At 63.0% G+C, this 25,884-nt stretch carries 25 protein-coding genes; 2 read left to right on the top strand and 23 right to left on the bottom strand.

All coding sequences use genetic code 11. From position 1 onward, the window contains the following. Positions 1–74: 74 nt before the first annotated feature. The 19 genes from BP68_RS12605 to gspE all read right to left on the bottom strand — a co-directional run bounded on the left by BP68_RS12605 (position 75) and on the right by gspE (position 19,647). Positions 75–974 carry a class I SAM-dependent methyltransferase gene (locus BP68_RS12605; RefSeq protein ID WP_496372245.1) on the bottom strand — a complete coding sequence of 300 codons (900 nt, stop codon included), beginning with the start codon at positions 972–974 and terminating at the stop codon, positions 75–77. After that, entirely contained in the window at positions 975–1,880 is a 906-nt protein-coding gene (locus BP68_RS12600) for a class I SAM-dependent methyltransferase (RefSeq protein ID WP_496372243.1), read from the bottom strand. Positions 1,881–1,926: 46 nt separating this feature from the next. Beyond that, the gene (locus tag BP68_RS12595; protein ID WP_496372241.1) at positions 1,927–2,985 is read right to left on the bottom strand and encodes an acyltransferase; all 1,059 of its coding nucleotides are present in this window, start codon (positions 2,983–2,985) and stop codon (positions 1,927–1,929) included. 5 nt (positions 2,986–2,990) lie between these two features. After that, a complete protein-coding gene (locus BP68_RS12590; RefSeq protein WP_496372239.1) occupies positions 2,991–4,292 on the bottom strand; it encodes an ABC transporter ATP-binding protein in 1,302 nt (433 codons plus the stop codon). Then, complete coding sequence (locus BP68_RS12585; RefSeq protein WP_496372237.1) at positions 4,289–5,092, bottom strand: ABC transporter permease; 804 nt, start codon at positions 5,090–5,092, stop codon at positions 4,289–4,291. Before BP68_RS12585 ends, BP68_RS12590 begins: the two co-directional genes overlap by 4 nt. Before the next feature lie 105 nt (positions 5,093–5,197). Then, positions 5,198–6,118, bottom strand: a complete 921-nt coding sequence (locus BP68_RS12580; RefSeq protein WP_496372235.1) for a peptidylprolyl isomerase — start codon at positions 6,116–6,118, stop codon at positions 5,198–5,200. Between the two features lie 97 nt (positions 6,119–6,215). Next, positions 6,216–8,012, bottom strand: coding sequence for a cell surface protein (locus BP68_RS12575; RefSeq protein WP_496372233.1), 1,797 nt, complete (start codon positions 8,010–8,012; stop codon positions 6,216–6,218). Positions 8,013–8,210: 198 nt separating this feature from the next. Further along, complete coding sequence (locus BP68_RS12570) at positions 8,211–8,678, bottom strand: hypothetical protein (RefSeq protein ID WP_496372231.1); 468 nt, start codon at positions 8,676–8,678, stop codon at positions 8,211–8,213. Continuing rightward, positions 8,675–11,104, bottom strand: coding sequence for a type II secretion system secretin GspD (gspD, locus tag BP68_RS12565; RefSeq protein WP_496372229.1), 2,430 nt, complete (start codon positions 11,102–11,104; stop codon positions 8,675–8,677). The genes BP68_RS12570 and gspD overlap by 4 nt, the downstream gene beginning before the upstream one ends. A gap of 61 nt (positions 11,105–11,165) precedes the next feature. Next, positions 11,166–11,834 (bottom strand): hypothetical protein, encoded by a 669-nt coding sequence (locus tag BP68_RS12560; RefSeq protein WP_496372227.1) that lies wholly within the window; start codon positions 11,832–11,834, stop codon positions 11,166–11,168. Further along, positions 11,831–12,391: a type II secretion system protein GspM gene (gene gspM / locus BP68_RS12555; RefSeq protein ID WP_496372225.1), complete on the bottom strand. Its 561-nt coding sequence runs from the start codon at positions 12,389–12,391 to the stop codon at positions 11,831–11,833. The genes BP68_RS12560 and gspM overlap by 4 nt, the downstream gene beginning before the upstream one ends. 9 nt (positions 12,392–12,400) lie before the next feature. Further along, the gene (locus BP68_RS12550; RefSeq protein ID WP_496372223.1) at positions 12,401–13,687 is read right to left on the bottom strand and encodes a PilN domain-containing protein; all 1,287 of its coding nucleotides are present in this window, start codon (positions 13,685–13,687) and stop codon (positions 12,401–12,403) included. A 20-nt stretch (positions 13,688–13,707) separates the two neighbouring features. Beyond that, positions 13,708–14,571, bottom strand: coding sequence for a type II secretion system protein GspK (locus tag BP68_RS12545; protein WP_496372221.1), 864 nt, complete (start codon positions 14,569–14,571; stop codon positions 13,708–13,710). Positions 14,572–14,588: 17 nt separating this feature from the next. After that, positions 14,589–15,260: a prepilin-type N-terminal cleavage/methylation domain-containing protein gene (locus tag BP68_RS12540; RefSeq protein ID WP_496372219.1), complete on the bottom strand. Its 672-nt coding sequence runs from the start codon at positions 15,258–15,260 to the stop codon at positions 14,589–14,591. A 35-nt stretch (positions 15,261–15,295) separates the two neighbouring features. Further along, positions 15,296–15,700 carry a type II secretion system protein gene (locus tag BP68_RS12535; protein WP_496372217.1) on the bottom strand — a complete coding sequence of 135 codons (405 nt, stop codon included), beginning with the start codon at positions 15,698–15,700 and terminating at the stop codon, positions 15,296–15,298. Then, a complete protein-coding gene (locus BP68_RS12530) occupies positions 15,697–16,146 on the bottom strand; it encodes a GspH/FimT family pseudopilin (RefSeq protein WP_496372443.1) in 450 nt (149 codons plus the stop codon). The genes BP68_RS12535 and BP68_RS12530 overlap by 4 nt, the downstream gene beginning before the upstream one ends. A 35-nt stretch (positions 16,147–16,181) precedes the next feature. Further along, a complete protein-coding gene (gspG, locus tag BP68_RS12525; RefSeq protein ID WP_496372215.1) occupies positions 16,182–16,634 on the bottom strand; it encodes a type II secretion system major pseudopilin GspG in 453 nt (150 codons plus the stop codon). 30 nt (positions 16,635–16,664) lie between these two features. After that, positions 16,665–17,915, bottom strand: coding sequence for a type II secretion system F family protein (locus BP68_RS12520; protein ID WP_496372213.1), 1,251 nt, complete (start codon positions 17,913–17,915; stop codon positions 16,665–16,667). Next, positions 17,908–19,647 (bottom strand): type II secretion system ATPase GspE, encoded by a 1,740-nt coding sequence (gene gspE / locus BP68_RS12515; RefSeq protein ID WP_496372211.1) that lies wholly within the window; start codon positions 19,645–19,647, stop codon positions 17,908–17,910. Before gspE ends, BP68_RS12520 begins: the two co-directional genes overlap by 8 nt. Before the next feature lie 197 nt (positions 19,648–19,844). Between gspE and BP68_RS12510 the strand changes: the two genes are divergently transcribed. Then, the gene (locus tag BP68_RS12510) at positions 19,845–21,719 is read left to right on the top strand and encodes a hypothetical protein (protein ID WP_496372209.1); all 1,875 of its coding nucleotides are present in this window, start codon (positions 19,845–19,847) and stop codon (positions 21,717–21,719) included. A 2-nt stretch (positions 21,720–21,721) separates the two neighbouring features. Here BP68_RS12510 and rfbC read toward each other — a convergent pair whose 3' ends face one another. From rfbC to rfbB, 4 genes are read right to left on the bottom strand one after another with little or no spacing between them, the layout of a single operon-like run. Then, entirely contained in the window at positions 21,722–22,267 is a 546-nt protein-coding gene (rfbC, locus tag BP68_RS12505; protein WP_496372207.1) for a dTDP-4-dehydrorhamnose 3,5-epimerase, read from the bottom strand. Positions 22,268–22,272: 5 nt separating this feature from the next. Further along, positions 22,273–23,175, bottom strand: coding sequence for a glucose-1-phosphate thymidylyltransferase RfbA (rfbA, locus tag BP68_RS12500; protein ID WP_496372205.1), 903 nt, complete (start codon positions 23,173–23,175; stop codon positions 22,273–22,275). Next, a complete protein-coding gene (rfbD, locus tag BP68_RS12495) occupies positions 23,176–24,066 on the bottom strand; it encodes a dTDP-4-dehydrorhamnose reductase (protein WP_496372203.1) in 891 nt (296 codons plus the stop codon). A 2-nt stretch (positions 24,067–24,068) separates the two neighbouring features. Beyond that, positions 24,069–25,130, bottom strand: coding sequence for a dTDP-glucose 4,6-dehydratase (rfbB, locus tag BP68_RS12490; RefSeq protein ID WP_496372201.1), 1,062 nt, complete (start codon positions 25,128–25,130; stop codon positions 24,069–24,071). A gap of 186 nt (positions 25,131–25,316) precedes the next feature. Here rfbB and BP68_RS12485 point away from each other — a divergent pair, with 186 nt between their 5' ends. Continuing rightward, on the top strand, positions 25,317–25,787 hold the full coding sequence (locus BP68_RS12485) for a phasin family protein (protein WP_496372199.1): 471 nt from the start codon (positions 25,317–25,319) through the stop codon (positions 25,785–25,787). Positions 25,788–25,884: the final 97 nt, after the last annotated feature.

The following is a 25,884-nucleotide window of genomic DNA, read 5'->3' as shown; positions in this document are numbered from 1 at the left end:
AAGGGATTAACGAACAAACCAGCTCGAATTCCTTACCCAGAAAGCGCAAGCAGCTATTTAATTAATAGCGAAACTTACTTACTCAACAGCAGAAAGACCTCGTTGTTGAGCAACCAGTCATCGGGGTACTGTCCGCGTAGCGCGGGCGGAATTTCCATGTCCACATGCCGGCGCTCCTGGCGAACCACCCGGAAGCCCACGCCGGTGGCGTAGTCCACCAGCTCGTCCGCCGTCAGGCGATTCAAGGCCTGGTATTCCTTGAACACGAAGCGCTTGTAGCCCTCCACGCCAAAATCCGCGAACCCGAAGTCCACCTCTGCGGCATCGATAGGCCCCTCGTGCGCCTCGATGATCTTCCACAGCTCGTCCTCGGACGCCGTGAGGTGGTGCCAGGGTACATCGTCATAGCGGCGCAGGTGGGAACCGTAGGGCGAATAGAACAGCGGCTCGATCTGAATGAAGAAATAGCCTCCCGGCCGCAGGCAGGCGTGCAGATCCCGCAGGATCGGCGTCAGCTGCTCGCGCTGCACATGCTCGAAAGTGGACCAGCTCATGATGCCGTCCACCCCTGCATGGCGCCCCGCCAGAGGGGCGCCCGGGCGGATGGTCTCGAAAGTCAGCGCCGCCGGCACCCGCGACATGCCCAGCTGCTCGCGCGCGATGCGCGGCAGCTTGGCATATTCCTGGCGGATATCCACGCCGTGGATGGCCGTCGCACCCCGCCGCAGCACCAGGGCCAGGTCGGTGATTCCGTCGCCACAGCCGAAGTTGAGCAAACGCGCCCGGGGCCAGTCCAGCACGTCGCCCATCCAATGGTTCACGACATCGGCGGCATACTCGAAATGGGCGCGAAACCACTCATCGGTGATCCTCCCCGCGTCCCAGGGAGCCTGGCCCCACAGGCGTTCCTGCCAACGATTCCACCAGTTCGTCAAGATACCCTCCCTGTCAGGCCTGCCCGCATACGCGTCCATTCAAAGCCTGCGCAGCACATAAGCGTCCTGATGGTTCCAGAAATGCACGAGCGACCGGTGCACCAGAGCGTCCGGCCCCCATGTCTCGGCAATGCGGCCCAGCACGAAAGCCTCCGACGTGAAGGCCGTTCCGTACTCCTGCGCATCGATGGCCTTGGACTCGCTGGACGGAGCGAAGAAAAAGCCCTCCCCATCCAGCGCCACGCTGTCAAAGCGGGCGGCCTTCTCCCCATGGGTGCTGAACACCAGCAAGCCCCCGGGGGCCACCGCATTGCGCAGCACCTGCAGCCAACGCGACCAGGTACTGCGCGGCAAGTGGCTGAACAGCGACAGCACGAAAACCAGATCGTATTGGCGCGGCCACTGCACCGCCTCGGGAAGGCTGGCGGACAAAAAGCCCTGCACGCCGAACGTCTCGCGCGCGAAAGCCACGGCGTCCGGCACCACATCCGACACCGTGATGCGCTGCGCCCCCATGGCCTTGACCAGATGCCGGGTGAAGCGGCCGTGCCCGCTGGCGAACTCCAGCATGTTCTGCGTCTGGAGCAAGGGCTGGTCCACCGCCTCCAGCAACAGCATCAGTTCACTGAGAGTGCGCCACCCGTCTGCAAAATAGTCACGCAGCGGATTCACGCTGGAGGGATGCCCAGCGAAGAAGCCAAAAATATCGTCGTTGGGCGAAATGCTGCAATCCAGTCCCGTCATGTTGGAGAAGGACCCCACAAGTCCCTCCCGCTCGATGATGGCATGCGCCTGCAGCAGAACATCCCGCTCATCCCGTGCACGCGCCAGCACCTGCGCCGCGCCGGCGCGGTCACCACCCTCGAGCAATTGCTTGGCTTCCAGCAAAAGCCTTTGACCGGCGCTTGAGCCAGTCTCACCGCCAACAGAGATATCAGTCGTCATAGGAAAAAACAGCAACCGCGCCCGCCGTAGCAAGGCGCACAACACATCAACTCACCAGCCTGCGCACACCCGGCAGATGAAACAGGCACAACGATGTCGCAACCGACAACGCATATACCAAGACAGTGTGCCCCACCCACCATGAGCCAGCGTCGCTCAACCCATACCCCCAGCGTGCCAGCATGTCTATCCAGAACGGGTGAACGGCATACACCCCCAGAGTGGATGCCCCCAGGCGGTCCACCCAGGCAGGAAGCCTCTCACAAGGAATGCGCATCACCAGCAAGAACAGGCTGAACGTCAGCGCCATGGCGAACGGACTGCGATTGCTGTAGAACAGCACAAACGCCCAATCCTTCAGCCACGGATAGGACCACGCCACACCCATCGCCATGCAGACGACGGCCAGCACCGCCATCCCCACCAGCCCCCCCGTCGGCACCCGCACGGCCTTGCGCAGAAAGTAGTACCCGGCCAGCAGATACACCACGAAGAAAGGCACCAGCCCCAGGAAACTGGCATGTGACAGGCCCTGCAATGTCTGCGCAGCGGAAGCGCACCAGGTCAGCACTGCGGCCACCACGACCACATACCGCCAGCCAGCCCCTTCGCCCACCCCCAGCACCGCAAAACGCACGGCGGGCAATATGCAGTACAGCCCGAGCATCATGAACAAAAACCACAAGTGGTACCACGGGCTGCCCAGCAGCAAATCCCGCGCAATCACTCCCGCAGTAACACCGCCCCACATCCATTGGCGCCACGCGAAATAGAACGCCGACCAGAAAATCACGGCCGGCAACAGCCGCCCCAAACGCTGGCCCACGAAACGGCATGGCGCCTGCTCAGAAGAGCGCCCCAACAGCACCGCCCCAGCCACCATGGCGAACATCGCGCTGCCGAACCGCCCCGCGGCATCGCCGACGTTGGCCATCCACCAACCCAGACTGTGCACATCCACCTGGGATGCCCGCCAGACAGCCGTGTGCACGACAATCACCGCGAGCGACGCCAGGACCTTCAACAGGCTGAGCCGCCGGTCCACCCCCACGCCGCGCGCCGCCACCATCGCCGTACAAGGCCTCGCCGTCGCGCCGCCGCTCACTCCCCTCAGCTCCAATGGTGGGGCAAGCGCACCAGCCCCGGCAACGGCTTGGGGAAGACAAAGCGGAAATGCAGGAACTGAAACCACTCGTCGTACACCGCCAAGCCCGTCGCATCGAATAGGAACGCGCTGATCACATAGTCACCGCTGTGCAGCGGCAAGTCGGGAAACGTCAATACCGACCGCCAGCTTCCATCGGGCTGCCGCTGAGGAAACGCGCCATCCTCATGGGTGGCCAGTGACGTGATGCCCACCCCCTTGGACTGCTCGATCATGAAGCCAATATGCGGGCGCTCCTCGCCGCGTCCACGGGCCGTGATGACCACCACCAGATCGTTGCCCTGCAGCAGGGGAGGCTGGCCGCCCTCGGGTTGGCCCAGGTTCTGCACGTCCACCGACAAGATGCACGCGGCTCCCTGGTCCACAGCCGCCACAGGTGCTGCAGGTGGCGGTGCTTCATCTGGCTGCGCAGCCACAGTCGCGGCGTCGGGCCGTGCAAAGGGCACAGGCTCTACTCCGTCACCGTCGGCCAACGCCTGGCGCTGGCGCGTATGCAGGTCGTAGGCCGCCAACACCGGCTCGGTCGGCCCAAACTGCGCCACCTCGCCATTGCGCAGCCACAGTGCTGCATCGCACAAATGGCGGACATGGTAGGGGCTGTGCGAACAAAAAAGTATGGTGCAGCCATTGTTGCGGAACGCCATGATGCGCTCTACGCATTTCTTCTGGAAATGCTGGTCTCCCACGGCCAACGCCTCATCGATGATGAGCACGTCGGGCTGCACCGCCGTCACCAGCGCAAATGCCAACCGCACCGTCATGCCAGACGAATAGGTCTTCACCGGACGGTCCAGCGCCTCGCCCAGTTCGCAAAACTCGACGATCTCCGGCTCCAGCCGCGCCATCTCCGCGCGATCGATGCCGATCAGGCTGCCCCCGAAGTACAGGTTGTCGCGTCCGCTGAAGTCCGGATGGAATCCTGCCCCCAGCTCCAAAATGGCAGTCACCCGCCCCACACGGTGCACAACGCCAGACGAGGGCTGCAAGGTACCCGCCAACAACTTCAGCAGCGAACTCTTGCCAGCACCGTTGTCACCCACCACCCCGATGCACTGCCCCCGGTGCAGCTCGAACGACACATCGCGCAACGCCCAATGGCTGCGGTGCGTCGCCTTGCCCGTCAGCAAAGCCTTCAGCCGCGCACGCGCCGACGGGTACAGCTTGTACTCCTTGCAGACGTGCTCCACCCGCAGTACTGCTCTCGCGGCCTCATTGGCCGTTGCCACGGAAGCGGTTCCGTCCGTCATAGCCAATCCACCAACTGATCACGGCTGCGCGCCACCAGCACATTCAATACCAAGGCAATTGCGCCCACCCAGGCCAGGCCCACCCACCACACGCTGGCAGGCGGCCACGCCCCCAGCAACAGCACCTGCTGATACCCCTGTACCAGCGCCGTCATAGGATTGAGCCACAGCACCCAGCGCCAGCCCTCCGGAAACAGATTCAACGGAAAGAGAATGGGCGACAGGTAAATACCCACCGACAGTAAAAAACCCACCATTTGCACCGTGTCGCGCAGCGCTGCCGCCAAAATGGCCAGCAGATAGCCCAGCAGCCAGCTCAACAGCAGCTGCAGTGCCAACAAGGGCACAAACGCCGCCAGCGGCAGTCCCAAGCCGTGCACCGGTGCATAGGCGGCGGCCAATGCCAGCATCAGGGGCCCGAAGATCACCGCACTGGCCAACACCGAGCGCGTTGTGAACAGAATCGGCGGCAGGGGATTCTTCTGCAGCAAGCCGCCCGCCTCTATCAGGCTGTTCATGCCGCGCGAGACCGCATCGCAAAATGCCATCCACGGCAGGGCGCCCACAATGAGAAATGTGCCCACCGCGCGCGCGGGGGCACCCTCTGCAAGACGCATGGCAAACACAATGTCGAACACTAGGTAATAGGCTGCCACCGTCAACAAAGGCTGCAGATAGAGCCACAGAATACCGACAGCCGTGCCAGCGTGCCGCGCCGCCACTTCACGACGCGTGAGTACGCGCACCAGCCCTCGCGCGCGCCATACGGCACGCGCGTCACTCCAAAGATAAGTCAGCATTCCATCCAGGCGTTGCCGCAACAAAAAAGGTCCGCGAAGTTACCACGCCCGTGGCAACTCCGCGTATCTTTCATTCAGGGCTGCTAGCGCGCTCCTGACAGCGTCTTACTTGCCGGTCGCTGGAGCCGCCAGCTTGCCTGCCGTGGCCGGCTTGGGCTGCGCCTCGTAGGTCGCCGCCAGCGCCTTGATCGCCTCGTCGTTCACCTGGGTCTGGGCCTGCAGTTTCTGCGCCTCGTTCACACGGCCCTGCTGCATGGCCGTATCTTTCACCTCTTGCACGAGCTGGTCGCGCACCTCTTCAAACGGACGCTGACCGGCGGGGCGGCGCGCCTGCAACTGGATGATGTGGTAGCCGAACTTGGACTGCACCACATCACTCAGCTGACCGGGCTGCTGCAGTGCGAACGCAGCTGTCTCAAACTCCGGCACCATGCGGCCACGGGCGAAAAAGCCCAGATCCCCGCCCTTGGCGGCGCTGCCCTTGTCGGCCGAGCGCTCCTGGGCCAGGGCGGCGAAGTCAGCACCCTTCTTGATATCGTCCACCAGCTTTTCGGCCTGCGCGCGTGCAGCCGCATCGTCACCCGCAATCAGGATGTGGCGCGCATGCACCTCTTCGGGCGACTGGAAACGCTCGGGCTTGGCCTTGTACATGCTGCGCGCCATGGCTTCGGCGGCCTCATCCGTGGGGGCGTTGGCCCGGTCCAGCTTGGCCAGAAAGGCATCCGACAGTACCTTGTCGCGCGCAATGCGCAGTGCCGCCGCCGTGGCTGGGTCTTGGTCCAGCCCCTGGGCCTGCGCCTGATCGGCCATGGCCCGGCGCACGAACAGGTTGGAGGCAATCTGCTTGACGGACTGCGGCTTGGAAAGCACCAGCCCCCGCATTTCCAACGGCATGCGCAGCGAATCGGCCTGAATGTCGATTGGCGTGATCGCGACACTGGGGCTCTGGATCAGGGCCTGCTCTTCGGCATGCAGTGGCAATGCGGCAGCCAGGGCCAGGCACAAGGGGGCAAGAACACGTTTCATGGTTGTGAGCTTCAACGGTAGTCAACAGATATAAAAAAAGGCGGGGGTCGCCCCCCGCCTTTTTTGGATCGCATGGCTGCGATTAAGTGCCCACGAATTACTTCGTGAAGCGGTGCGGCCAGGTGATGCCGTACGTGCCGGACATGCCTTGGCTCACAGCGCTGTTCGTCAGCTTGATGAACGAAGCGCCGAGCAGCGGCAGGCCAGGCGTAGCCGTGGCTGCAGTAGCCGGCGTCGTCTTAGCCTTGTTGCCCGTGGTCACCACACCCCAGCCGTTCTTGTACAGGATGGAGGCAGCGGCCGTCTGGCGAGCGATACGCTCGCTGGCGCCCAGCACGGAAGCACCTGCGTCCTTGAATGCCAGCACGCTGACTTCACCGCACAGCGAGAACTTGGCGGCTTGGCCGGGCTTGGCGGGCGAGAACACGGAACCGTTGGTCACCGTGTATTCGCTCTCTTCGCGGTCGTAGAACTTCTGGTTGTCCACGGTCACGCAGATGTTGCCGTTCTCGTCCACCGAAGTGTTGGTCACACCAACCAGAGGACCGGTGTTGGTAGCGACGTCTGCACCCGTTGCAGGACGGAACCAAGTAGCTTGCCACTCCGTAGCCACCGTAGCTGCCGACAGGTCGGAGAACAGACGGTATTCGTCGTGACCATAACCCTTGGTGTTGCTAGCATCGGCCAGGATGGCGTAGTTGGCAGCCACGCTGTAGCGGCGCGTAGGCATGGAGAACACCCAGTCGGTCTTGGCCTGGATGGGCTCGTCCAGCGTGTACTGGTTGCTCACCGATTGCACAGCCAGGGCGTTCGTCAGGGCCACGGCCTGGTCCAGAGGATCGGTAGCAGCGATAGGAGCCGTCAGAGCCAGGTAAGGCGTAGACAGGTCGGGCAGGTCATAGTTGCCAGCATCCAGGGCCGGAACGATCGTGGCAGCCGTCACACCCTTCACATCCAGCACATTGGTGCTACGGAACAGCGGGTCAGCAGTGAAGTTGTCGATGCCTGCAACCGCGCCGTCATCCTGCGGGAAGTGCACGAAGTTACCGCGAGCCACGGTTGCACCAACAGCCGTCGTCGTTGCGCGCACAGCCGTAGCACCGCCGGAGAAGGTGGTGGTCTGGGGCACATTGATGATGTACCAGTCACCGGCCAAACCGCCCGTGGGAGTGTCGAAGCCGACAGCCACAGCGGACTGTTCGTCATGGTCTTCAATGGCGATCTGCTCCAGGGCAGACCAGTTGGTGCCACCGTCAGAGCAAGGCGCCACGCCGTTCTTGTGCTTGGTCAGCGTGTAGAGTTCGGAGAACTGGTTAGCCTTGGAGCCCCAAATCTTCTCGCCGGAGATGTCGGCGATGTTGAAGATTTCCACATAGCCTTCGCGGGTCTGCTCGGCCTTGTCGCTGTTGGGGTTCACGCGCGTCGTCACGAAGGACTGGGGCTGGCCGGGGTTCAGGCGGGGCACCGTGCAGGTGTTGTCGGCCGTCACGATCTGGGCCACGCCGTCAGCGCCTTGCGACACAGCAGCCGTCCACACGTCTTGGGGCGACAGGAAGACCTGGAAGTCCAGCACATCGTCAGAGTTGGAAGCACCGCGGAAGCGCACCTTGATGGCCTTGCCGTTCTTGGTGTCGGTGTTCACCACGTGCAGCACGGTCATGTTACCGTTCTGTGCACTGTAGTAAGGCACCAGCAGCATGTGGCCCACGCCGCCTTCTGCGAACTCCAGGCCGTCAGCATTCGCGCCGGTCAGACGGTTGTTGGCAGGCGTACCGTCGCTAACGACCAGGGGACCACCGGCAGTGCCGGACAGCACCGCAGCCGATGCGGCGCCAGCGAAGCCCAGGCCACCAATCATGGCAGCAATGCTCAGGGCCAGAACATTCTTTTTCATACAAAAAACTCCAGTTGAAAAGTTGGTAAGCGCAACTACCACGATTGATTACGCTGGTTGATGGTAGCACAGCGCCTTGAGGACTCGTCCAGCAGAGAGGCTGTAAAAAATCCCTCTGTTGATGAAATGCAACACTGATGGGCTATTGACCGGCCTAGGCTGCTCCCTCCCCGGATGAGTGGTGCGGAACCATCATGGTCACGGACTCTGATAGTGCCACCATTGGCCGTCCTCGAGCAGCCAAATCTCGTCGATATAGGTGTCGATGGTACCCAGGTTCATGGCCGCCAATGCGGGGGCCGCACTGATTTTGACCCTGGCTGTGCACTTTTCCGCCTGGCACTTGACCTGCGTTGTTTCCGCGCCCTTGATGGCGGCACCCGCGCCATACTGCAGGCGGAACTGATCGACGGACTTCAGGCTGCGATAAGAGGGCGTGGACATGTCGTACGCCTTCTTGTAGTTGGCCTCCATGCGTGCCTTCCAGTAGTCATTGGACCGCTTATGGACGATATCTTCCGGCGTTCCCATGCCCAGTGAGGCACAGCCGGCCATCACGACTGCAAGGCCCGCGACCGCCAGCAGGCGCCCCAAGGGCCGCGGCGAATGGATTGGTAGCTTCACGTCTGCTTTCTCCTTGTTGAAATCAACGACCTTATGGTTCACTGCGCCTGCAAAGGTTGCATGGTTGCCGCAGATTCCTGCGCTGCCGTGGCCCCAACGCCACGCTGCGCCTTGAGGTCGAATGCCTGCAACCCCTTGAGGCGATCACGCAACTCTTCGCTGACCTCCCGGATTTCGGGGTCTGTACGGGCCACGCGCGGGGTAATAACAACCAGCAACTCGGTCCGAGCCCCCGTGCGCCCGTTGGTGCCGAACAGGTTCCCCACCAGAGGCAGGTCCTGCAAGATGGGCAGGCCACTCTTTTCCCGGCTCTGCCCGTCCTTGATGAGCCCGCCCAGCACGATGGTCTCGCCGGTGCGTACCGCCACCTTGCTGCTGATCTGGCGCTGCAGGAAGACGGGCTGCGTGTCGCTTGACCCGCTCCCCCCCACCGTGTCGGTCACGGTCTGGTCGATTTGCATGGTGACCAGATTGCCTGCATTCACCGATGGAGTCACAGACAGGTTGACACCGGTATCGCGGTACTGCACGGTCGTGGTGGTGGCATCCGTGTTGTTGATGTAGCTGGTGGTTGCCGTCCGAACCGGCACCTGGTTGCCCACCGCCATCTGGGCGGTGTGGTTGTCCAGCACCATGAGCGACGGATTGGAGATCATCTTGACCGAGGTCTTCGTGGCCAACGCGCTCAGAGCAAGCCGTATCTGGTTCGCCGAGTTGGTGAGGGAGTAGGTAAACCCCTGCGCCGCGGCGCCTGCCAGGGTACCCGTAAGCGCAGCGACGGGCTTGCCATTCGAGCTGAGTTGGCCCAGGCCCTGATACCCCCCACCAACGCCACCGTCGAATGCCCATTGCAATCCGTAGTTGAGGCTGTCGTCCAGGGTAACCTCAATGATGGCGGCATCTATCAGAACCTGCGTTGGCGGCAGATCCAGGCGCTTGAGCGTGGCTTCGATTTTCTGGAATTCGGCACGGTTGCTCCATACCAAAATGGAGTTGTTGAGCTCGTCCGCCATGACGCGCACCCCCCCCAGATTGGTCGCGACCACGCCCTGCCCCTGCAGGCCGGCCTGGTTCTGCTGCCCCCGCCCCTGTCCGCCGATACCTGAGCCGAAGCCCTGCCCCCCACCGCCCAAGGAACCACCTCCGAACGCATTGCCCTGGCGGTTGAAGCCTCCACCCGCAAGGCCGCCACCCGCATTGAAGTTGTTGTAGCCAGAATTCACCAGCGCCTGACCAAAGGAGTTGAACGAGCCTGACGTCAGCCCGGGCGCCACGCCACTGTTGGCCACCGGAGTTGGCGCTCCCGTTCCTCCAAAAATGCCGCTCAACACGCTCGCCAGATGCCTGGCGTTGCCGTTTTGCACCTTGTAGATATGCAGCTGCGGCTCTGCACCATTGTCGCTGGGCTGGTCGAGCTTCTCTATCCATCGGCGCGCTTCTTCGAGATAGGCCGCGCGCGGGGTAACAACAAGTATGCTGTTCAGTCGCTCTATGGGCATGATGCGCAGGGCGCCAAAGAGAGGATTACCCTCGCCCAGCATCGCGGCACCAGCCCCACCCGCCCCAGGTGCCGCCGCCCCTCCCGGCGCTGCGGCTGGCGCGGTTGTCGCTGCCACCGCGCCGCCGGCCGCAGCCACGGCAGGCGCACCGCCGCCGCTCACAAGGCGCAATGCCGTTTCCACCTCTTGGATGGATGCATGCTTGAGCGGGAATACGCCGACCGACATGCCCTTGAGCAGGTTTACGTCAAAAGTATTGACGATATCCAGCCAGCCTTCTGCCTGCGTGCGCGTGCCGGACAGCACCAACAGATTGCGCACATTGTCCACCCTGACAATGGCTTCCGGCGAGGCCATGGGCCGCAGGATGTTGGCCATTTCCCCAGCGCCAATGTATTGAAGGGGAACAATGATGGCGCCGTAACCCGGGGGCAGCGGATCACCCGTACGGCCGACCTGGCGAATGGCCCCGCCTATGCCCTTGAGCATGTCCGGCCGCCCGACGTGATAGGTGCCCCGCGCGTCCCGCAGCAGTGCCAGTCCGTTGGCTTGCAAGGCACTTTCCAGCAAGAAAACGGCTTGATCCGGCGGGATGGATGAACGCGATGCCAGAGTGACCGTCCCGCTGATGGGAGGATGCAAGACGTAGGGAGCCTTAAGAATGTCCGACAGAATGGTGCGCACCACCTCTGCGACGGGCGCTTCTTCAAAGTTGAAAGTGAGAGGCGCACCGTCCAGACGCTGAACGGTCTTCGGAGGCGCGATGACCTGATCGTTGCCGCGGAGATAGCGCGGCTGGGCGGTCTGCGCCTTGGTCGCACCGACGTCGGGCGTAGTTACCTGGGATGCATCCACGGCACCGCCAGTGGCACTCTCCCCTGACACGGCCGCCCCCTCTGGCTGCTGTGCCAAGGACAGATGGCACACGGCCAGCGCAATCACGGATAGTGCGAAACGGAATGCAGTCATGGTTCTTGCCCGCGATGGGGAAGGTGTTCGGATATTGAAGAAAGGCGCTTTCACTCACGGCCTAGCGACCGGCGAATGACGCCCGCCTTGGCGCGCGTTGCGCATCAGGTTGCGATTGATTTATGGCAGATCGCCCTGCGGTCCGTCCTGCCGGAGGCGCTCGTCTGTCCACGCCGGCATTCCCATTCGCGTTCTGCACAGAGCCAGCGGCACTGCCTCCCGGCCCAATGCCGGAGTATGTCGTCAGAGCAGCCCGCGGCAGCTGGAGTTCACGGCTTTTTCCTGCGCGCATGAAAGTCACACTGCGCTCCTGAATGGATTGCAGGGTCCACCCCTCAACCACATCCTTGAGCTGCATCCGGCGGTTCTTACCGGCAATCTGAATAATTGCACCGCCTGCCCCCTCTCCTTTATAGAGGCCGGACAACTGCGCGGTGCTCAGATTGTCCTCTGGTGGCTTTTGTTCACTTTCTGGTGGCGCGGGCGGCGGCGGGGGCCTGCGACTCAGGGAGAACACAGGGCGATCCAACATCGCGATGAACTGGCTGGTGTCGGCGGGTGTCACGCCCGGGAGCGGCGGCATGATGGCGGCGAAGTCCGTAGTCTGCGGCTGCGGAGGTTGCCAGTGCACATTGCGCAGTTGACCCTCCTGCCCAACCCAGAGCCAAGCCAAGCACACTGCCAACGCTGCATTGAGCCCCCCCAGGAAAGGCAATGCGTATTTCTTCATGCCTGTTCCCGCAGCACGCTCAGGTTGAACTGTATGGTCAGTTTGGGAATAGTCTTGGGGGTATGGTTGGCGATTCCACCCTGCACCTGCACATCGAGATCGTTGATGATGATGATGGGTTGCTGACTATTGATCACGGCCAAGGCGCTTTGCAACCCCAGAAGCTCGCCCTCGGCCCGCAGCGTCAGTGGTATGCGGTCAAACCCCTTTTCATCCTTGGCAGGCAAGACTTGGCTGCTGATCACTTGCAGTCCCGCCGCGGCCAGAATGTCGCGCACCTTCTGCTGCGCCTGATTACCTGTCTGGGTCGCATCCTGCGCTGCAGGGTAGACATACTGCTCGCGCAATGCAGCCGCTTTTACCTTAAGGGTTTCGATTTCTGCTTGCTGCGCTTCCAAGCCCACCAGCCGCGCATAGCGCGGCTCCAGTTGATCCAAGCTTTCCTGCACACCATAGTGGTATTGCAGTACATACCAGCCGCCCAGCACCACAAGTGCAATAGCGGTCACCAGCGTCGCTACAACGATAGCTGCCTGGCGCGAAATTGTTGTTTTCATGACGCTTTGTTAATTGGCAGTACTTGAGGCTGGTTTCGCAGGAGAAGCGGCACGAGCACCGCCAAAGGAGGAGCGGCCGCCTCCAAACGAGGATTTCGGAGACGCCGCCGAAGCCGGCGCCTTTGGCTGTGGCGCGGCAGCTTGCGTGGGCGTAGAAGCAGGAAGCGTGGGTGCCGCCAGCGGCACAGCAGGCGCCACTTGAGACATATCAGGCACATCAGCGGTGCTTGCTTGCGACAAGACTGGCCCAGCCCCTGAAAAAACACCATATACCTTCGGATCGAGCATGAACTCAATGACGAAGTTCTCCTTGCTTGTACCCGAAAGACGCGTGACCGCGGAAGGAGCCCTCACATCTTTGACTCCTGGCTGCTCACCCAGCAGTTGCATCAGCGCAGCAGCATTGGCCGTCACCCCGACAAGAGTGAGCTTTTGTCCCTGCAGCTTGAAGCTCTGCAACGCAGTTTCATCAGGCAGTGCTTTCGTCAGTTGATCCAGGACACGCAGAGGCTCCACTCGCCCGCCAACCACCTCGGACAAGGCCGCCAGCTTTTCAACAGATTGCATCAACTGCTCCCGCTCCCGTGTCACGGGAGAGACTCGCCGCATCACATCGGCATTAGCCGCCACGGCCTCTTGGGCCTGAAGTCGCAATTGCAGGGTTGGCGTGCTCGCAATCAGGCCGGCCAAGACCACCGCAGAGCCCAGCAGCGCATAGCCCCAACGGCGCATCCGCCCTGCATGCACCTTGCGGGCATTCTCGCCATACCCCTGTATCACGATGGGGGAGCCAGCCGCACGACGCACCCAGACTTCCGGATTTGCCCGCGGATCTAAACGACTAGCCTGTGCCAGGAGATATTGCGCCACTTGCCGACGCGAAGCCAAAGCCATATCAACCTGGATACCCCCGGCAGCCTTGCGCGACGCACGATAGCCCCAGACCAAATCCTGCCCTTGGAACGGGCTGACTGCCCGAGCTTCAAGTGCGGCGGCATTTGATACGTCCAGTTCAGCCATGGCCGGCAAAGCCAGTGTTTTGCGCAACACGAGTTCCTCGGGCAACTCAATGGCAGCGAACCTGATACCAGAATCAGCAGCGCGGCGTACAGGCTCAATGTCATTCACCCAGATGGATTGCGCCCCATCTGCTTGCAGCAGACGCACCAGCGCAGGCGGTGTTAGCCAAGACAGCAGGGGCCACTCGTTGGCGTCAGACCACGCACTGCGTATCTCAAGCCACAGCGCACGTATATCGACCCCCAGAAATCGAGCATCGGAAGTGAGGGAAGGCATGTGATGGTGTTTCAGAAGTTCTAGCGCTGCCCAGGCTCTACGCCCGAAGCAACGCGAAATGTATGCCAGGGCAGCCCCTCATTGACCCGCGTGCCGAAATCAACGCTGCGCGACGTACGGATGACAGAGCCATCCGCCATGGGCACATAGGCTGTGATGCGGATGCGGCGCACAATGGACGAATCCAGCAATGCGCCGTCAAGGCCCGCTGTATCAACTCCAACCCGGTTGGCGGATCGACTTGAGGCGATGCGCGCTGCCACACCTGCATTGCCCCCTGCCAAAACATTGAGCACCTCTACTGGCGCAGCCATCGGATTGACCTTACCCGCCCCTCGCACATCTGCTGTCAAAAGCGCGGCGAGTCTAGCATAGAGGTCATAGCCCATCCCTGGCACCCTCATGAGATCCTCTTCCGCTTCGAAGCGCTGCGGAGCACCTTTTGCGTCACGCGTCTCGCGCGCCTGGACAATGGCCTGAGCCATAGCTTGCGCCGCCTGCGGCGCCATCCCTCCGGCCACAGTGAGCAGTCGCTCCAGCAACATTGGCGAAGCAGAGTTGATATCGATCAAGCCATTCAGCGGCATCGCCTGCACCGACATGGAGACACCGCGGTAAACAACGGCTGTCTGCTCCATTTGCTCCAGCGGCTTCCCGTTTGCGACCAAGGTTTGCAAAACGATATGAATGGCGGCGTCACCCAACGCCTGCGCTTGCACCTCCTGACGGGCAACATTCATCAGACGCGCTTCATCGCGCACTCCATGGCTCATACCTGTCACGCTGATGCTGAGAGCAACCACGATCCACAGCACTGCAATCAAAGCAACGCCCCGATGCTCTAGCTTGATGAGTGAGGCGGGTGAATGGGCTCTTGCGGACAAGAACCTCCTGACAGGCGTCATCTGCGCCCTCCCCCCCCGAAAGTGGAACCGCTTGAGCGCTGATCGCTACCGGGCAGAGCACGCAAGGGAATGATCAGGGGCGGCCATACCCCGGCAGCTGTCTGCAATGAAATCATGACCCGTCCCGGCAAACGATCTGTGACCACCCAAGGCGCCCCCCAAGCCGACACCTCCTCAGCGTTGTCCTCATACTGAAACGAAATACCCGTAACTCCGGTAAGAAGCGTCACACTCTCAGCCAAAGCCCAGTCTGGCTGCGCGGAAGCATCCGCCCAGGGCATGAATTGGAGCATCAATGCCTGTCCGCCCTGCCCAGTGCCTGCCAACCCCAAACGGAAGTGATGTCGCCCCCCCGCCCCATAGCGAGCCGGCATCACACCAACCCACCACATATCTTCAGGCGCTCCCCTGAAGAAATATGGACTGGAGCCAACCGCTGCAATCCCCTCCATTTTCTGCGCAGAAATACGCTCCATGACGGAACGCAGAAAACCGCCGGCAACACGCAAATCGTCCACTCGCTGCAAACGCGCATCCACACGCAACTCCGTCTGCGCCGAAGTACGCATGACGGATGCCATGGCCAACATCAGCAAGGAAAGCAGAGCCATGACGACCAGCAACTCCAGAAGGGTGAACCCCCTCGAACGGAACTTGGCGCTGCGCATCTCGCATCCCTGCCGAAGCATAGGCATACGACGGTTCATCTACGCACTTTCGAATCAGTTGCCGCCCGTTCGGGCCGCAGCGTGGTCAATGCGAGACTGCGCGCCTGCAAGCCGTCAGACCATGTAATGGAAATTCCCACCTCATGGAGCCGAGGGATGGCAGGCCCTTCGACTCCTGTATCGAAAGGCACAGAGGTAATGTTCCATTGAAACCCTGCCGATTCCCCCGCCTGATTCCACCCACGCGCAGGAACGTCATCACGCAAAGAGAGCAACGACTCTGCGAGTACGACTGCTTGCTGGTAGCGATCGATATCACCTGCACTGCGTGCATTCCCCCCCATGGCTCGGTACAGCATGCCCAATGCCAGCGCCATGATGGCAAATGCCACCAGCAACTCCAACAGGGTTAGCCCACGCTGACCTGAAGCTCTGCTCATAGAGCCAGGGCCTCTTGAGTCACACGGCCCGAGAGCCAATCCACTCGCAGACGCGTACCAACACCTGGTGCTCGAAGTATCTCGATACTCCCCCCTGTGGCACCGCCTGAAGGCAAGAAGCGAATGGATGCCTGCCCACGCGCATCCAGTTCCCGGTCAGCCACCGTAGCGCGCAACTGCACCGTATCAGGCAAAGGCTTAAGCGATTTGCCCTCCACACCGTAGCGCCTACTAGTGAAGTCCACAACGAAGCGCACCTCTCGTCCATCTGTCACCGCCACAGTACGTGCAGTCCGCAATTGGGCAAACATGGTGCGCACGACGTCTCGATATTGAGCACCCTCACGCATTCGCTCGAAAGCCGTTGGCGCCAATCCAACAACCAGAGCAAGAATGGCAAAAGCCACCAGTAGCTCCACCAACGTAAAGCCCTGTATGCGCCGCACACTGTCTCTCACCCGCACTCTCTACTCAAGATGGACTACTGTGTATTATGGACATCCCCAGCTTCACCCTCTCCACCAGGTGCACCGTCCGAGCCTAGCGACAGTATTTCGATCCCGCCACTAGCGCCTTGGTTCGCGTAGCGATACGGATTGCCCCACGGATCGGAGGGAACCCCCCCTTTGAGATAAGGACCCGTCCAGCCGTTGGCAGAGCCCGGCTTCTTCACCAACGCGTCCAACCCCTCTTCAGTGGTTGGATACCGCCCGACATCAAGCTTGAACAACTCCAGGGCTTTGTCCAAATCCGCGATCTGTACCGCAGCAGTCTTGGACTTGGCTCCGCCCAGTTGATTAAGCACACGCGGGCCGACCAAACCTGCAAGCAATGTCAGGATGGCCAAAACCACTAGCAACTCAATCAATGTGAAACCACGCGGTGCCCTGCCTTTCACTGCGCCAACACGGCGCCACGCTCCAAATTGAGTCATGGCTTCAGAATCCTTATAAGAGTAAAAAAATTAAACGGCGAGATCATTGACGGAAAGGATGCCCAACAAGATCGAAACAATGATGGCTGCAATCAATACACCGAGCACAAGAATGAGTGCAGGCTCTAGCAGCGTAAGGAGGCGTTTGATACTGGTTTCCACCTCTCGGTTCAATATATTCGAAAGCTCAAGCATCATCGGGCCTATGCGCCCCGTCTCCTCACCAACACGGACGAGATTGACCGCCAGGGGCTCAAAAACACCTGTTACAGTCATCGCTTGCACCATCTTGCCGCCTTCTTTGACTATCGGAGCTATCTTGGACAGTGCTTGGTGCAGCACTGTGTTGTCCACAGTATCAGCCGCAATATGCAAGGCCGTCAGCATAGGGACACCATTTCCCAGCAAGGTTCCTAGCGAGCGAGAAAACAGCGTCAACTGATACTTGAGGGCCAAGCGCCCCACCATAGGGACCCGCAGTAGACGCGACTGCCACCAATGCCTCCCTGCGTTGGATTGCAACCACCGTCGGAACAATACCCCAACGCCGAGCATCGCTACTGCGATGACAACACCATAGCTCTTGAATCCATGTCCCAGCGCCATCACCCATTGGGTCGGCAATGGCAAGGCATCCCCCATGTCGGTGAACAGTTTTTCAAACTGAGGCACAACGAAACCAAGCATGGCGACAAGGGATAACACCGCGACACCCAGAAGAATGGCCGGATAGATCGTCGCAGAAACCACACTGTCGCGCAGAGCGCGCTGGCGTTCCATATGCTCGACCAAGCGCTCAAGCACAGCTGACATCTGGCCGCTCACCTCACCCGAGCGCACCATGTTGATATAGAAGTCGCCAAACAGTCCCTTGTGTGCGGACAGTGCACGGCTGAGCGGCGTGCCGCCTTTGACCGCATCCAAAACACCCTGAAGCATCACTGCAACGCTGGGCTTGTAGCTCATGTCTATGAGCACACGCAGCGCATTGTCCAACGCCAATCCGGCACGGAGCATGATGGACAGTTCAGACGTCAATGCCAGCACATCGGCCGCCTTGACTGGCCCCCTGACGGCTCGACTTTTGGCAGGAGCCAATGCCCCCGATGCGGGCGCACTGCCATGCTTGGCCGCGGCAGAAGCCAAGCCCTCGGTGATCGCCAGTGGCGTCAACCCCTGCTCGCGCAATTGCCTAAGTACCGCCGCCTCACTCACAGCACTCAGATGACCTTCGGCATGTTTGCCTGCCGCGGACACGGCCCGCCAAAAAAAATCAGGCATCGGACTGGTCCTGAGTCACCCGTGCCAACTCATCCAACGAGGTAACACCCCCCGCAACCTTGCGCAGGCCATCCTCGTGCAGGCTCAGCATTCCACTTTGCGACGCGAGCGCATGCAGTGCATTGGCGTCGCGGCCATCGATGATGGCGCGACGCATGGGCTCGTCAAGCACGAACAATTCATGGATGCCGGTGCGCCCCCGGTAGCCCGTTTGGCGGCATTGCTCGCAGCCCACGGCCCGATAGATGGGGCTACCCACGGCGGAGAAACGCGACAGGCCCGTGCTTTCGCGCACATGCGGGCCAGGATCGTATGGTTCCTTGCAATGGCTACACAGTGTGCGCACCAGCCGCTGCGCCAACACGCCATTCACAGACGACGTGATCAGATAGCTTTCCACCCCCATGTCCTGCATGCGGATCACGGCGCCCGCTGCGGTGTTGGTGTGCAGCGTGGAGAGAACCAGGTGCCCCGTCAGCGCCGACTGAACGGCGATCTGCGCCGTTTCACCATCGCGCATTTCACCGATCATGATGATGTCCGGGTCCTGGCGCAGGATGGAGCGCAGGGCATTGGCGAACGTCAGGTTGATCTGCGGATGCACCTGGATCTGGTTGATACCCTCCAGTTGGTATTCGACCGGGTCCTCGACGGTGATGATCTTGTTCGCTTCCGAATCGATCTTGGAAAGCGCCGCATACAGCGTGGTGGTCTTGCCCGAGCCCGTGGGGCCCGTGACCAGCAAGATTCCATGCGGCCGCGCCAGCAGTTCGTTGAAACGTGCGAGCGTGTCCTGGGCAAACCCCATGGTGTCGAGGTTGAGGCGCACGCTGGCGCGATCCAGCACCCGCATCACCACACTTTCGCCATGGACCGTGGGCACGGTAGAGACACGCAGATCGAGCTCGCGCCCCTTCACCCGGGTTTTGATGCGTCCGTCCTGCGGCAAGCGGCGTTCGGCAATGTCCAGATGCGCCAGCAACTTCACACGCGAGCCCACGGCTGCCGACAGCCGCGGCGGCACCAACTCACCGCGATGGATCACGCCATCGACCCGGTAGCGCACATGCAGGCCGTCGTCGAAGGGCTCTAGATGGATGTCGGAAGCGCGCAGGTCAATGACGCGGCCGATGATGGTGTTGACCAGTCGGATGACGGGCGCCTCGCTCGCCAGATCCTTCAGGTGTTCAACAAAGTCGCCACCGTCGGCCCCGTCACCGAAGAGGCCGTCATCGTCCTCATCCTGCGCCTCTTCCACGGGCTCTGCCAGCGCCTTCTCGATGACGCTCTCAAGCGCCAGGTGCGGAACGATCTCTCGCCCCGTGGACAGATGCAGCGCCTTGACAACGAATGGGTCCTGCGGTGTGGCCATGGCCACATGCAGCACGCCATCACGCAGCGCCAGCGGAAACACGTTGTTGGTGTGCAGGAATTCCGGCAGCAGCCCCTCTACCTCGGGCATCAGCTCAGGGAAGTCATCCGCAGGCACGAAGGGAATGCCCAACTGCCGCGAGAGTGCCAAAACCACGTCGATTTCGGACACCAGCCCCAGCCGGATCAGCACGCGGCCAAGCAGCCCCCCCATCTCCTGCTGCGCCAGCAAGGCCCGTTCGATGTCGCGGGCGCTGACCTTGCCCTCCTGGACAAGCAGCTCACCCAATCGGGGGCGCACGGCGGCAGCGGCCTCTGCCAGCAGGGGGGCGGTGTTCTCGGTCACGGATGGAATCGTCATGAAATGGGCTGCAGCGACCCACATTCTCCACGACGGCATCGGCTCGCAAGGCAATGGGGCAACGCCATGAAGTGTAGCCTGCGCACCCTGACCCCAGCCACACGCCTTGCCACCAGGGAACGGCCGCGGCCATTGGGGCCGCTGGACTGGCTTACAGTCACGCGCACGCCCCGTCTGCCGCCATACCTCAACACCCCATGCACGTCCCTACCAGCCATCTCTCCACCCGCGTCGCAATCATCGTGGTAGCCGGTGCCGTGACGGCCGCTGGCGTATGCGGCGCCCTGTGGTTCCAGCGCGCTGCGGCACTGCCCGGCACGCCGCAGCGCATGTTCCTGGCGCCCATGATCGGTGTGATGGAGCCCTGCATAGAGCAACCACCCGCAGGCTCCGATACCCCCCCGTCGCTGACCGAGCGCTGCTCCGCCAGCCAGGGATCGGCCGGAGCGCTGGTGGAGTCCTCGTTGCAGGCACTGGCACCGCAATCCAGCCTTGCGGAGGGGTACGAGGTTGGCTACACCCTTCCCATTCCCCTGCTGAAGTTGTTCAAGCCAACGCCGGCAGGCTGGCAGATCGACGACGCCATGGTGAAGCGCCTGGTGCACACGGTCCGCGACGTACAGCGGCCCGTGGTCATGTACCTTTTTTCGACGCATTTCGAGGCGCACGCCCCCATTGAGGCAGAGCTGGCCCGCGACCCCGGCAACATGGCGCACACCACCGACGGCGCCCTCGGCGAAGACACCTACTACGACGCCCATGTCTACAACTGGAGCCTTTCCACCACGCGCAACACGCTCACCGCGCGCCGCGTGGAGGCCGTACGGGCCGTGCTCGACGCCACCTGCCAGCTCACGCCGCAAGACAGGAGCCGCATCCGCGGCGTGACACTGCTGGGAGAACTGCACCACCTGTTCCCGAACTTCCAGGCAGGCATGGGCTTTGACGCACCCTACCGCATCACGGATTACTCGGCGGCCTCGGTCCAGGGCTTCCGCGCAGAGCTGGCCCGGGAGTTCGGCAGCATTGACCTTCTCAATCGGCTGTTGGGCAGCGACTATGCCTCCTTCGACGAAGTGCAGCCCCCCTCCAAAGACATACGCACCGAGCCTCTGCAGCGCTTCACCGAGCATATCGACGCCTATGCCCACGGCAGTCTGCCCATTTCCGGCTGGGCCCATGTACGCGGCTCGCCGGTGGGCCACACGCCCCGTGTCCACGCCTATCTGAACGGTCAGATCATGGGCCGCACGCCGGTGGCGCTCAGCCGCCAGGACGTTCTCGCGGCCAAGCCGGAGTTCGGCGACGCCAACACCGGCTGGCGCATGAATCTGGACTTCCGCAGGCTGCCCGCCGGCCTGCACCAGCTGGACCTTTTCCTGGAGGACCGCCCGGGCCGCCTGGTGTCCATGGGTTCGCGTCATATCGCCATCATGGACCGGCGGCAAAGCACGCCCCAGGATCAACCGCAGAGGCCGCTGCCAGCCGCCGCGCCACCCGCGGCGGCGCCGGATGCCGCGTTCCATATTGATTTCCCGCGGGACCGGTCGTCGTACTACTACAACCCGCTGGTCCCGCTGTGGCACGCCTTCCGGGAGCGGCAGATCACGCGCTACCTGGCCTTCTTTGACGATCAGGTGCGCCAGTCGTGCCTGGCCGATGTGCCGCGCTACACGCACCAGATCATTCCGTTCACCAACCCGAGCTGGGATGCCTCCCGTTTCGCCATCCAGGACTCGCTGCGCCCGCACGGCTCCCTGCGCCTGGGCGTGAGCCTGTACGGCGAGCCGACCTACGGAACGTCGTTTACGCAATGGCTGCGCCGGTCCGGCCAGTCACGCTACGGCGTCACGGAATTCCATCCGCTGAAGGCCATGGATCCCCAGGCACTGACCCAGGTGTTCGACATGCACGCGCGGCAGGGTGCCGAGTTTCTGTCGTTCTTCATCGAGCCCGAATGGGAGGGCCAGCGCGTCCCGCGTGGGCACAACATCTTTTCGTTCGACCCGCACAACCGCCAGTTCGGCTCGGATGTGCTGTACCGGTCGGTGCAGACCGGCCTGCGCCGGTAGGCTCAGTCGAACATGTCGACCACCGCGAAGGGCGCCCCCTTCGCGTCCTTGGCCGACAGGCTGGGCTCGCCCTCATACGGCCAGCAAATCGCGAGTTGCGGGTCGTTCCACGCGATGCAGCGCTCATGCTCGGGCGCGTAGTAGTCGGTGGTCTTGTACAGGAAATCCGCACTCTCGCTGAGCACCACGAAACCATGCGCGAAGCCCGGCGGCACCCACAGCTGGCGCTGGTTGTCCTCGGAGAGTTCCGCGCCCACCCATTGGCCGAAGGTCGGCGAGCTCTTGCGGATGTCCACCGCCACGTCCCACACCGCGCCACGCACCACGCGTACCAGCTTGCCCTGGGGTTGCTGGATCTGGTAGTGCAGGCCGCGCAGCACGCCGCGGCTGGAGCGGCTGTGGTTGTCCTGCACGAAGCTGTGCTGGGTGCCCGTGGCCTCGTTGAAGGCCTGCTGGTTGAAGCTCTCAAAGAAGAAGCCGCGTGCGTCGCCGAACACCTTGGGTTCGATGAGCACCACGTCGGGGATGGACAGGCGGGTGGCTTGCATGGTTTTCAGTAAATCTTGTCGCGCAGCACGCGCATCAGGTATTGGCCGTAGCCGCTCTTGGTGAGGGGCCGGGCCAGGCGTTCGAGCTGGTCCGCGTCGATCCAGCCATAGCGCCAGGCGATCTCTTCGGGGCAGGCGATCTTCAGGCCCTGGCGGTGCTCCAGGGTGGCGATGAACTGGCCCGCCTCGAGCAGGCTTTCGTGCGTGCCGGTATCCAGCCAGGCGTAGCCACGGCCCATGATTTCCACATGCAGCTGACCCTGCTCCAGGTACAGGCGGTTGAGGTCGGTGATCTCCAGCTCGCCGCGCGGCGAGGGCTTGAGCCGCTTGGCCAGCTCGACCACCTGGGCATCGTAGAAGTACAGGCCGGTGACGGCGTAGCTGGACTTCGGGGCCTGGGGCTTTTCCTCGATGGAGAGCACCTTGCCGGCCTGGTCGAACTCGGCCACGCCGTAGCGTTCGGGGTCGTGCACATGGTAGGCAAAGACGCTCGCGCCCTCGCCGCGGGCCATGGCGTGGTCCAGCAGCTCGTGGAAGTCGTGGCCGTAGAAGATGTTGTCGCCCAGCACCAGCGCGCTGGGACTGCCGGCGAGGAACTCCTCACCGATCAGGAAGGCCTGCGCCAGGCCGTCGGGACTGGCCTGCACGGCGTATTGCAGGCGAATGCCCCACTGGCTACCGTCGCCCAGCAGTTGCTCGAAGCGCGGCGTGTCCTGCGGCGTGCTGATGATCAGAATCTCGCGGATGCCCGCCAGCATCAGGGTGCTGAGCGGGTAGTAGATCATGGGCTTGTCGTACACCGGCAGCAGCTGCTTGCTGATGGCCAGCGTGGCCGGGTGCAGGCGCGTGCCCGAGCCGCCGGCCAGGATGATGCCCTTGCGGGGGGTCTCTCGTGCTGTCGTGGTCATTCAGAGAATCTCGTTGAGCATGCGCGCCACGCCCTGCTGCCAGTGCGGCAGGGTCAGGCCGAAGGTGGCCTGCAGCTTGGCGGTGTGCAGGCGCGAATTGTGCGGCCGCACGGCCGGCGTGGGGAAGGCGCTGGTGGGCACGGGCAGAATCTCGTTTGCTATTATTTTCATAGCATTTTGCACTTTACCCGCTTGTGCTATCACGTATTTTGCATAGGAATGCCAGGTCGTCTCCCCGCCGGCCACGCAGTGGTACAGCCCGCCGTCCTGCGGCTGGCGCTGCAGGTGGCGGATGGCGTGGGCCGTCACATCGGCCAGCAGGTCGGCCCCGGTGGGCGCGCCCCACTGGTCGTCGATGACGGTGAGGCGCTCGCGCTCCTGCGCCAGCCGCAGCATGGTCTTGGCGAAGTTGCCGCCGCGCGCGGCGTAGACCCAGCTGGTGCGCAGGATCAGGTGGCGGCAGCCCGACTGCGCGATCAGCTGCTCGCCCTCCCGCTTGGTGCGGCCATAGACCGACAGCGGCGCGGGCGCGTCGGTTTCCACCCACGGGCGGCTGCCGCTGCCGTCGAACACGTAGTCGGTGCTGTAGTGCACCAGCCAGGCGCCCAGGCGCGCGGCCTCCTCGGCCAGCACGCCGGGCGTGGTGGCGTTAAGCAGGCGGGCCCGCTCGGGCTCGCTCTCGGCCTTGTCGACGGCCGTGTGGGCCGCGGCGTTGACGATCACGTCGGGGCGCAGCGCGCGCACCGCGTCGGCCACGCCCTGGGGGTTGGCGAAGTCGCCGCAGTGGTCCTGGCTGTCATGGTCCAGCGCCGTGACATGGCCCAGCACGGACAGGCTGCGCTGCAGCTCCCAGCCCACCTGGCCCCTTCGGCCCAGAAGCAGGATGTGCATGGTCATGCCGCCGCGTACTGCTGGGCCACCCATTGGCGGTAGGCGCCGGTCTGCACCTGGGCCACCCATTCGGGGTGGTCCAGATACCACTGCACGGTCTTGCGGATGCCGGACTCGAAGGTCTCGGCCGGCTTCCAGCCCAGATCGCGCTCGATCTTGCGCGCGTCGATGGCGTAGCGCCGGTCATGGCCCGGCCGGTCCTGCACGTAGGCGATCTGCGTGGCATAGCTCTGGCCGTCGGCGCGCGGGCGCAGCTCGTCGAGCAGCGCGCAGATGGTGCGCACGATGTCGATGTTGGGCTTCTCGTTCCAGCCGCCCACGTTGTAGGTCTGGCCCAGTTCGCCGGCCTGCAGCACGCGGCGGATGGCGCTGCAGTGGTCCTTGACGTACAGCCAGTCGCGGATCTGCATGCCGTCGCCGTACACGGGCAGGCCCTTGCCGGCCAGCGCGTTGACGATCATCAGCGGGATGAGCTTCTCGGGGAAGTGGTAGGGCCCGTAGTTGTTGCTGCAGTTGGTGGTGAGCACGGGCAGGCCGTAGGTGTGCGACCAGGCACGCACCAGGTGGTCGCTGGCCGCCTTGCTGGCGCTGTACGGGCTGTTGGGTTCGTAGTTGTGCTCTTCGGTGAACGCGGGCGCATCGGGATCGAGCGTGCCGTAGACCTCGTCGGTGCTCACGTGCAGGAAGCGAAACGCTCCTTTTTCCGTAGCTGGCAGCGCTTGCCAGTAGTGCCTTGCGGCCTCCAGAAGCCTGAAGGTGCCGACGACGTTGGTCTGGATGAACTCCCCCGGGCCGTGGATGGAGCGGTCCACATGGCTTTCGGCGGCGAAGTTGACCACGGCGCGCGGACGGTGCTCGGCCAGCAGGCGCTCGACCAGGGCCGTGTCGCCGATGTCGCCCTGCACGAACACATGGCGCGCGTCGCCCGCCAGGCTGTCCAAGTTGTGCAGGTTGCCCGCGTAGGTGAGCTTGTCGAGGTTGACGACGGGCTCGTCGGAGCCGGCCAGCCAGTCGAGCACGAAGTTGGCGCCGATGAAGCCAGCGCCGCCAGTGACCAGAATCATGGTGGGATCTTTCGCCAGATGTGCCGCGGGGGCAAAGCCGCAAATTATCCCACCGGCCCACGGCGCCGCGTAACCAGCTGTCCCGGGCCGGGCGCCTCGCGCCGAATCAGCGCCCGCCGCCTACACCGAGGCACGCGCCTCCTGCCCACAATGGACGCATCGCAACCCCATGGCCAAGGATCCACCATGCCCCGCCCACCCGACGACGACACACCCCGCCCCGCCCACGAACTGCCGCGCATGGCCCGGGACTCGGCCCAGCAGATCTGGCTGGCCGGCCTGGGCGCCTTTGCCAAGGCGCAGGAGGAAGGCGGCAAGGTCTTCGAGACCCTGGTGCGCGAGGGCATGGCCCTGCAGCGCAAGACCCAGAGCGCCGCCGAGGAGCACCTGAGCGGCGCCGCCCAGCGCGTGAGCCACCTGGCGTCGGACCTGGGCGAACGCGCGGCCGGCCAATGGGACCGGCTGGAAGGCATCTTCGAGGAGCGCGTGTCCAAGGCCCTGCAGCGCCTGGGCGTGCCGACCGCCGATGACCTGGAGGCGCTGCACGAGCGCATTGACGCACTCGAGCAGGAATTGCAACAGTTGCGGGCGCAGCAGGATGGCACCGAGCCGCCCCCCGCCGCCAAGCCCCGGCGCGGCCCCGCGGCCGGCGACTGAGCGCCCGGCCAGGCCCCCGGCGACAACCCGGCTGGTGCGCCGGCCGGGGCCTGGGGTAGAGTCTGCGCCAGCCCGCAAGAAAAACCGGGACGACAAC

It is taken from the genome of Diaphorobacter oryzae DSM 22780 (assembly GCF_059568935.1).
The sequence above is the reverse complement of the archived record's forward strand: the minus strand, read 5'-3'. Positions and strand labels throughout refer to the sequence as shown.

What these genes read in the sequence shown, in the direction of transcription:
- gspM (WP_496372225.1), bottom strand. Translation starts at nt 12,391, where the DNA reads ATGAAAACAACAATTTCGCGCCAGGCAGCTATCGTTGTAGCGACGCTG.
- BP68_RS12485 (WP_496372199.1), top strand. Translation starts at nt 25,317, where the DNA reads ATGCCCCGCCCACCCGACGACGACACACCCCGCCCCGCCCACGAACTG.
- BP68_RS12585 (WP_496372237.1), bottom strand. Translation starts at nt 5,092, where the DNA reads ATGCTGACTTATCTTTGGAGTGACGCGCGTGCCGTATGGCGCGCGCGA.
- BP68_RS12560 (WP_496372227.1), bottom strand. Translation starts at nt 11,834, where the DNA reads ATGAAGAAATACGCATTGCCTTTCCTGGGGGGGCTCAATGCAGCGTTG.
- gspE (WP_496372211.1), bottom strand. Translation starts at nt 19,647, where the DNA reads ATGACGATTCCATCCGTGACCGAGAACACCGCCCCCCTGCTGGCAGAG.
- rfbD (WP_496372203.1), bottom strand. Translation starts at nt 24,066, where the DNA reads ATGCACATCCTGCTTCTGGGCCGAAGGGGCCAGGTGGGCTGGGAGCTG.
- gspD (WP_496372229.1), bottom strand. Translation starts at nt 11,104, where the DNA reads ATGACTGCATTCCGTTTCGCACTATCCGTGATTGCGCTGGCCGTGTGC.
- BP68_RS12550 (WP_496372223.1), bottom strand. Translation starts at nt 13,687, where the DNA reads ATGCCTTCCCTCACTTCCGATGCTCGATTTCTGGGGGTCGATATACGT.
- BP68_RS12520 (WP_496372213.1), bottom strand. Translation starts at nt 17,915, where the DNA reads ATGCCTGATTTTTTTTGGCGGGCCGTGTCCGCGGCAGGCAAACATGCC.
- BP68_RS12605 (WP_496372245.1), bottom strand. Translation starts at nt 974, where the DNA reads ATGGACGCGTATGCGGGCAGGCCTGACAGGGAGGGTATCTTGACGAAC.
- BP68_RS12510 (WP_496372209.1), top strand. Translation starts at nt 19,845, where the DNA reads ATGCACGTCCCTACCAGCCATCTCTCCACCCGCGTCGCAATCATCGTG.
- BP68_RS12590 (WP_496372239.1), bottom strand. Translation starts at nt 4,292, where the DNA reads ATGACGGACGGAACCGCTTCCGTGGCAACGGCCAATGAGGCCGCGAGA.
- rfbC (WP_496372207.1), bottom strand. Translation starts at nt 22,267, where the DNA reads ATGCAAGCCACCCGCCTGTCCATCCCCGACGTGGTGCTCATCGAACCC.
- BP68_RS12575 (WP_496372233.1), bottom strand. Translation starts at nt 8,012, where the DNA reads ATGAAAAAGAATGTTCTGGCCCTGAGCATTGCTGCCATGATTGGTGGC.
- rfbB (WP_496372201.1), bottom strand. Translation starts at nt 25,130, where the DNA reads ATGATTCTGGTCACTGGCGGCGCTGGCTTCATCGGCGCCAACTTCGTG.
- BP68_RS12600 (WP_496372243.1), bottom strand. Translation starts at nt 1,880, where the DNA reads ATGACGACTGATATCTCTGTTGGCGGTGAGACTGGCTCAAGCGCCGGT.
- BP68_RS12540 (WP_496372219.1), bottom strand. Translation starts at nt 15,260, where the DNA reads ATGCGCAGCGCCAAGTTCCGTTCGAGGGGGTTCACCCTTCTGGAGTTG.
- BP68_RS12580 (WP_496372235.1), bottom strand. Translation starts at nt 6,118, where the DNA reads ATGAAACGTGTTCTTGCCCCCTTGTGCCTGGCCCTGGCTGCCGCATTG.
- rfbA (WP_496372205.1), bottom strand. Translation starts at nt 23,175, where the DNA reads ATGACCACGACAGCACGAGAGACCCCCCGCAAGGGCATCATCCTGGCC.
- BP68_RS12535 (WP_496372217.1), bottom strand. Translation starts at nt 15,700, where the DNA reads ATGAGCAGAGCTTCAGGTCAGCGTGGGCTAACCCTGTTGGAGTTGCTG.
- gspG (WP_496372215.1), bottom strand. Translation starts at nt 16,634, where the DNA reads ATGACTCAATTTGGAGCGTGGCGCCGTGTTGGCGCAGTGAAAGGCAGG.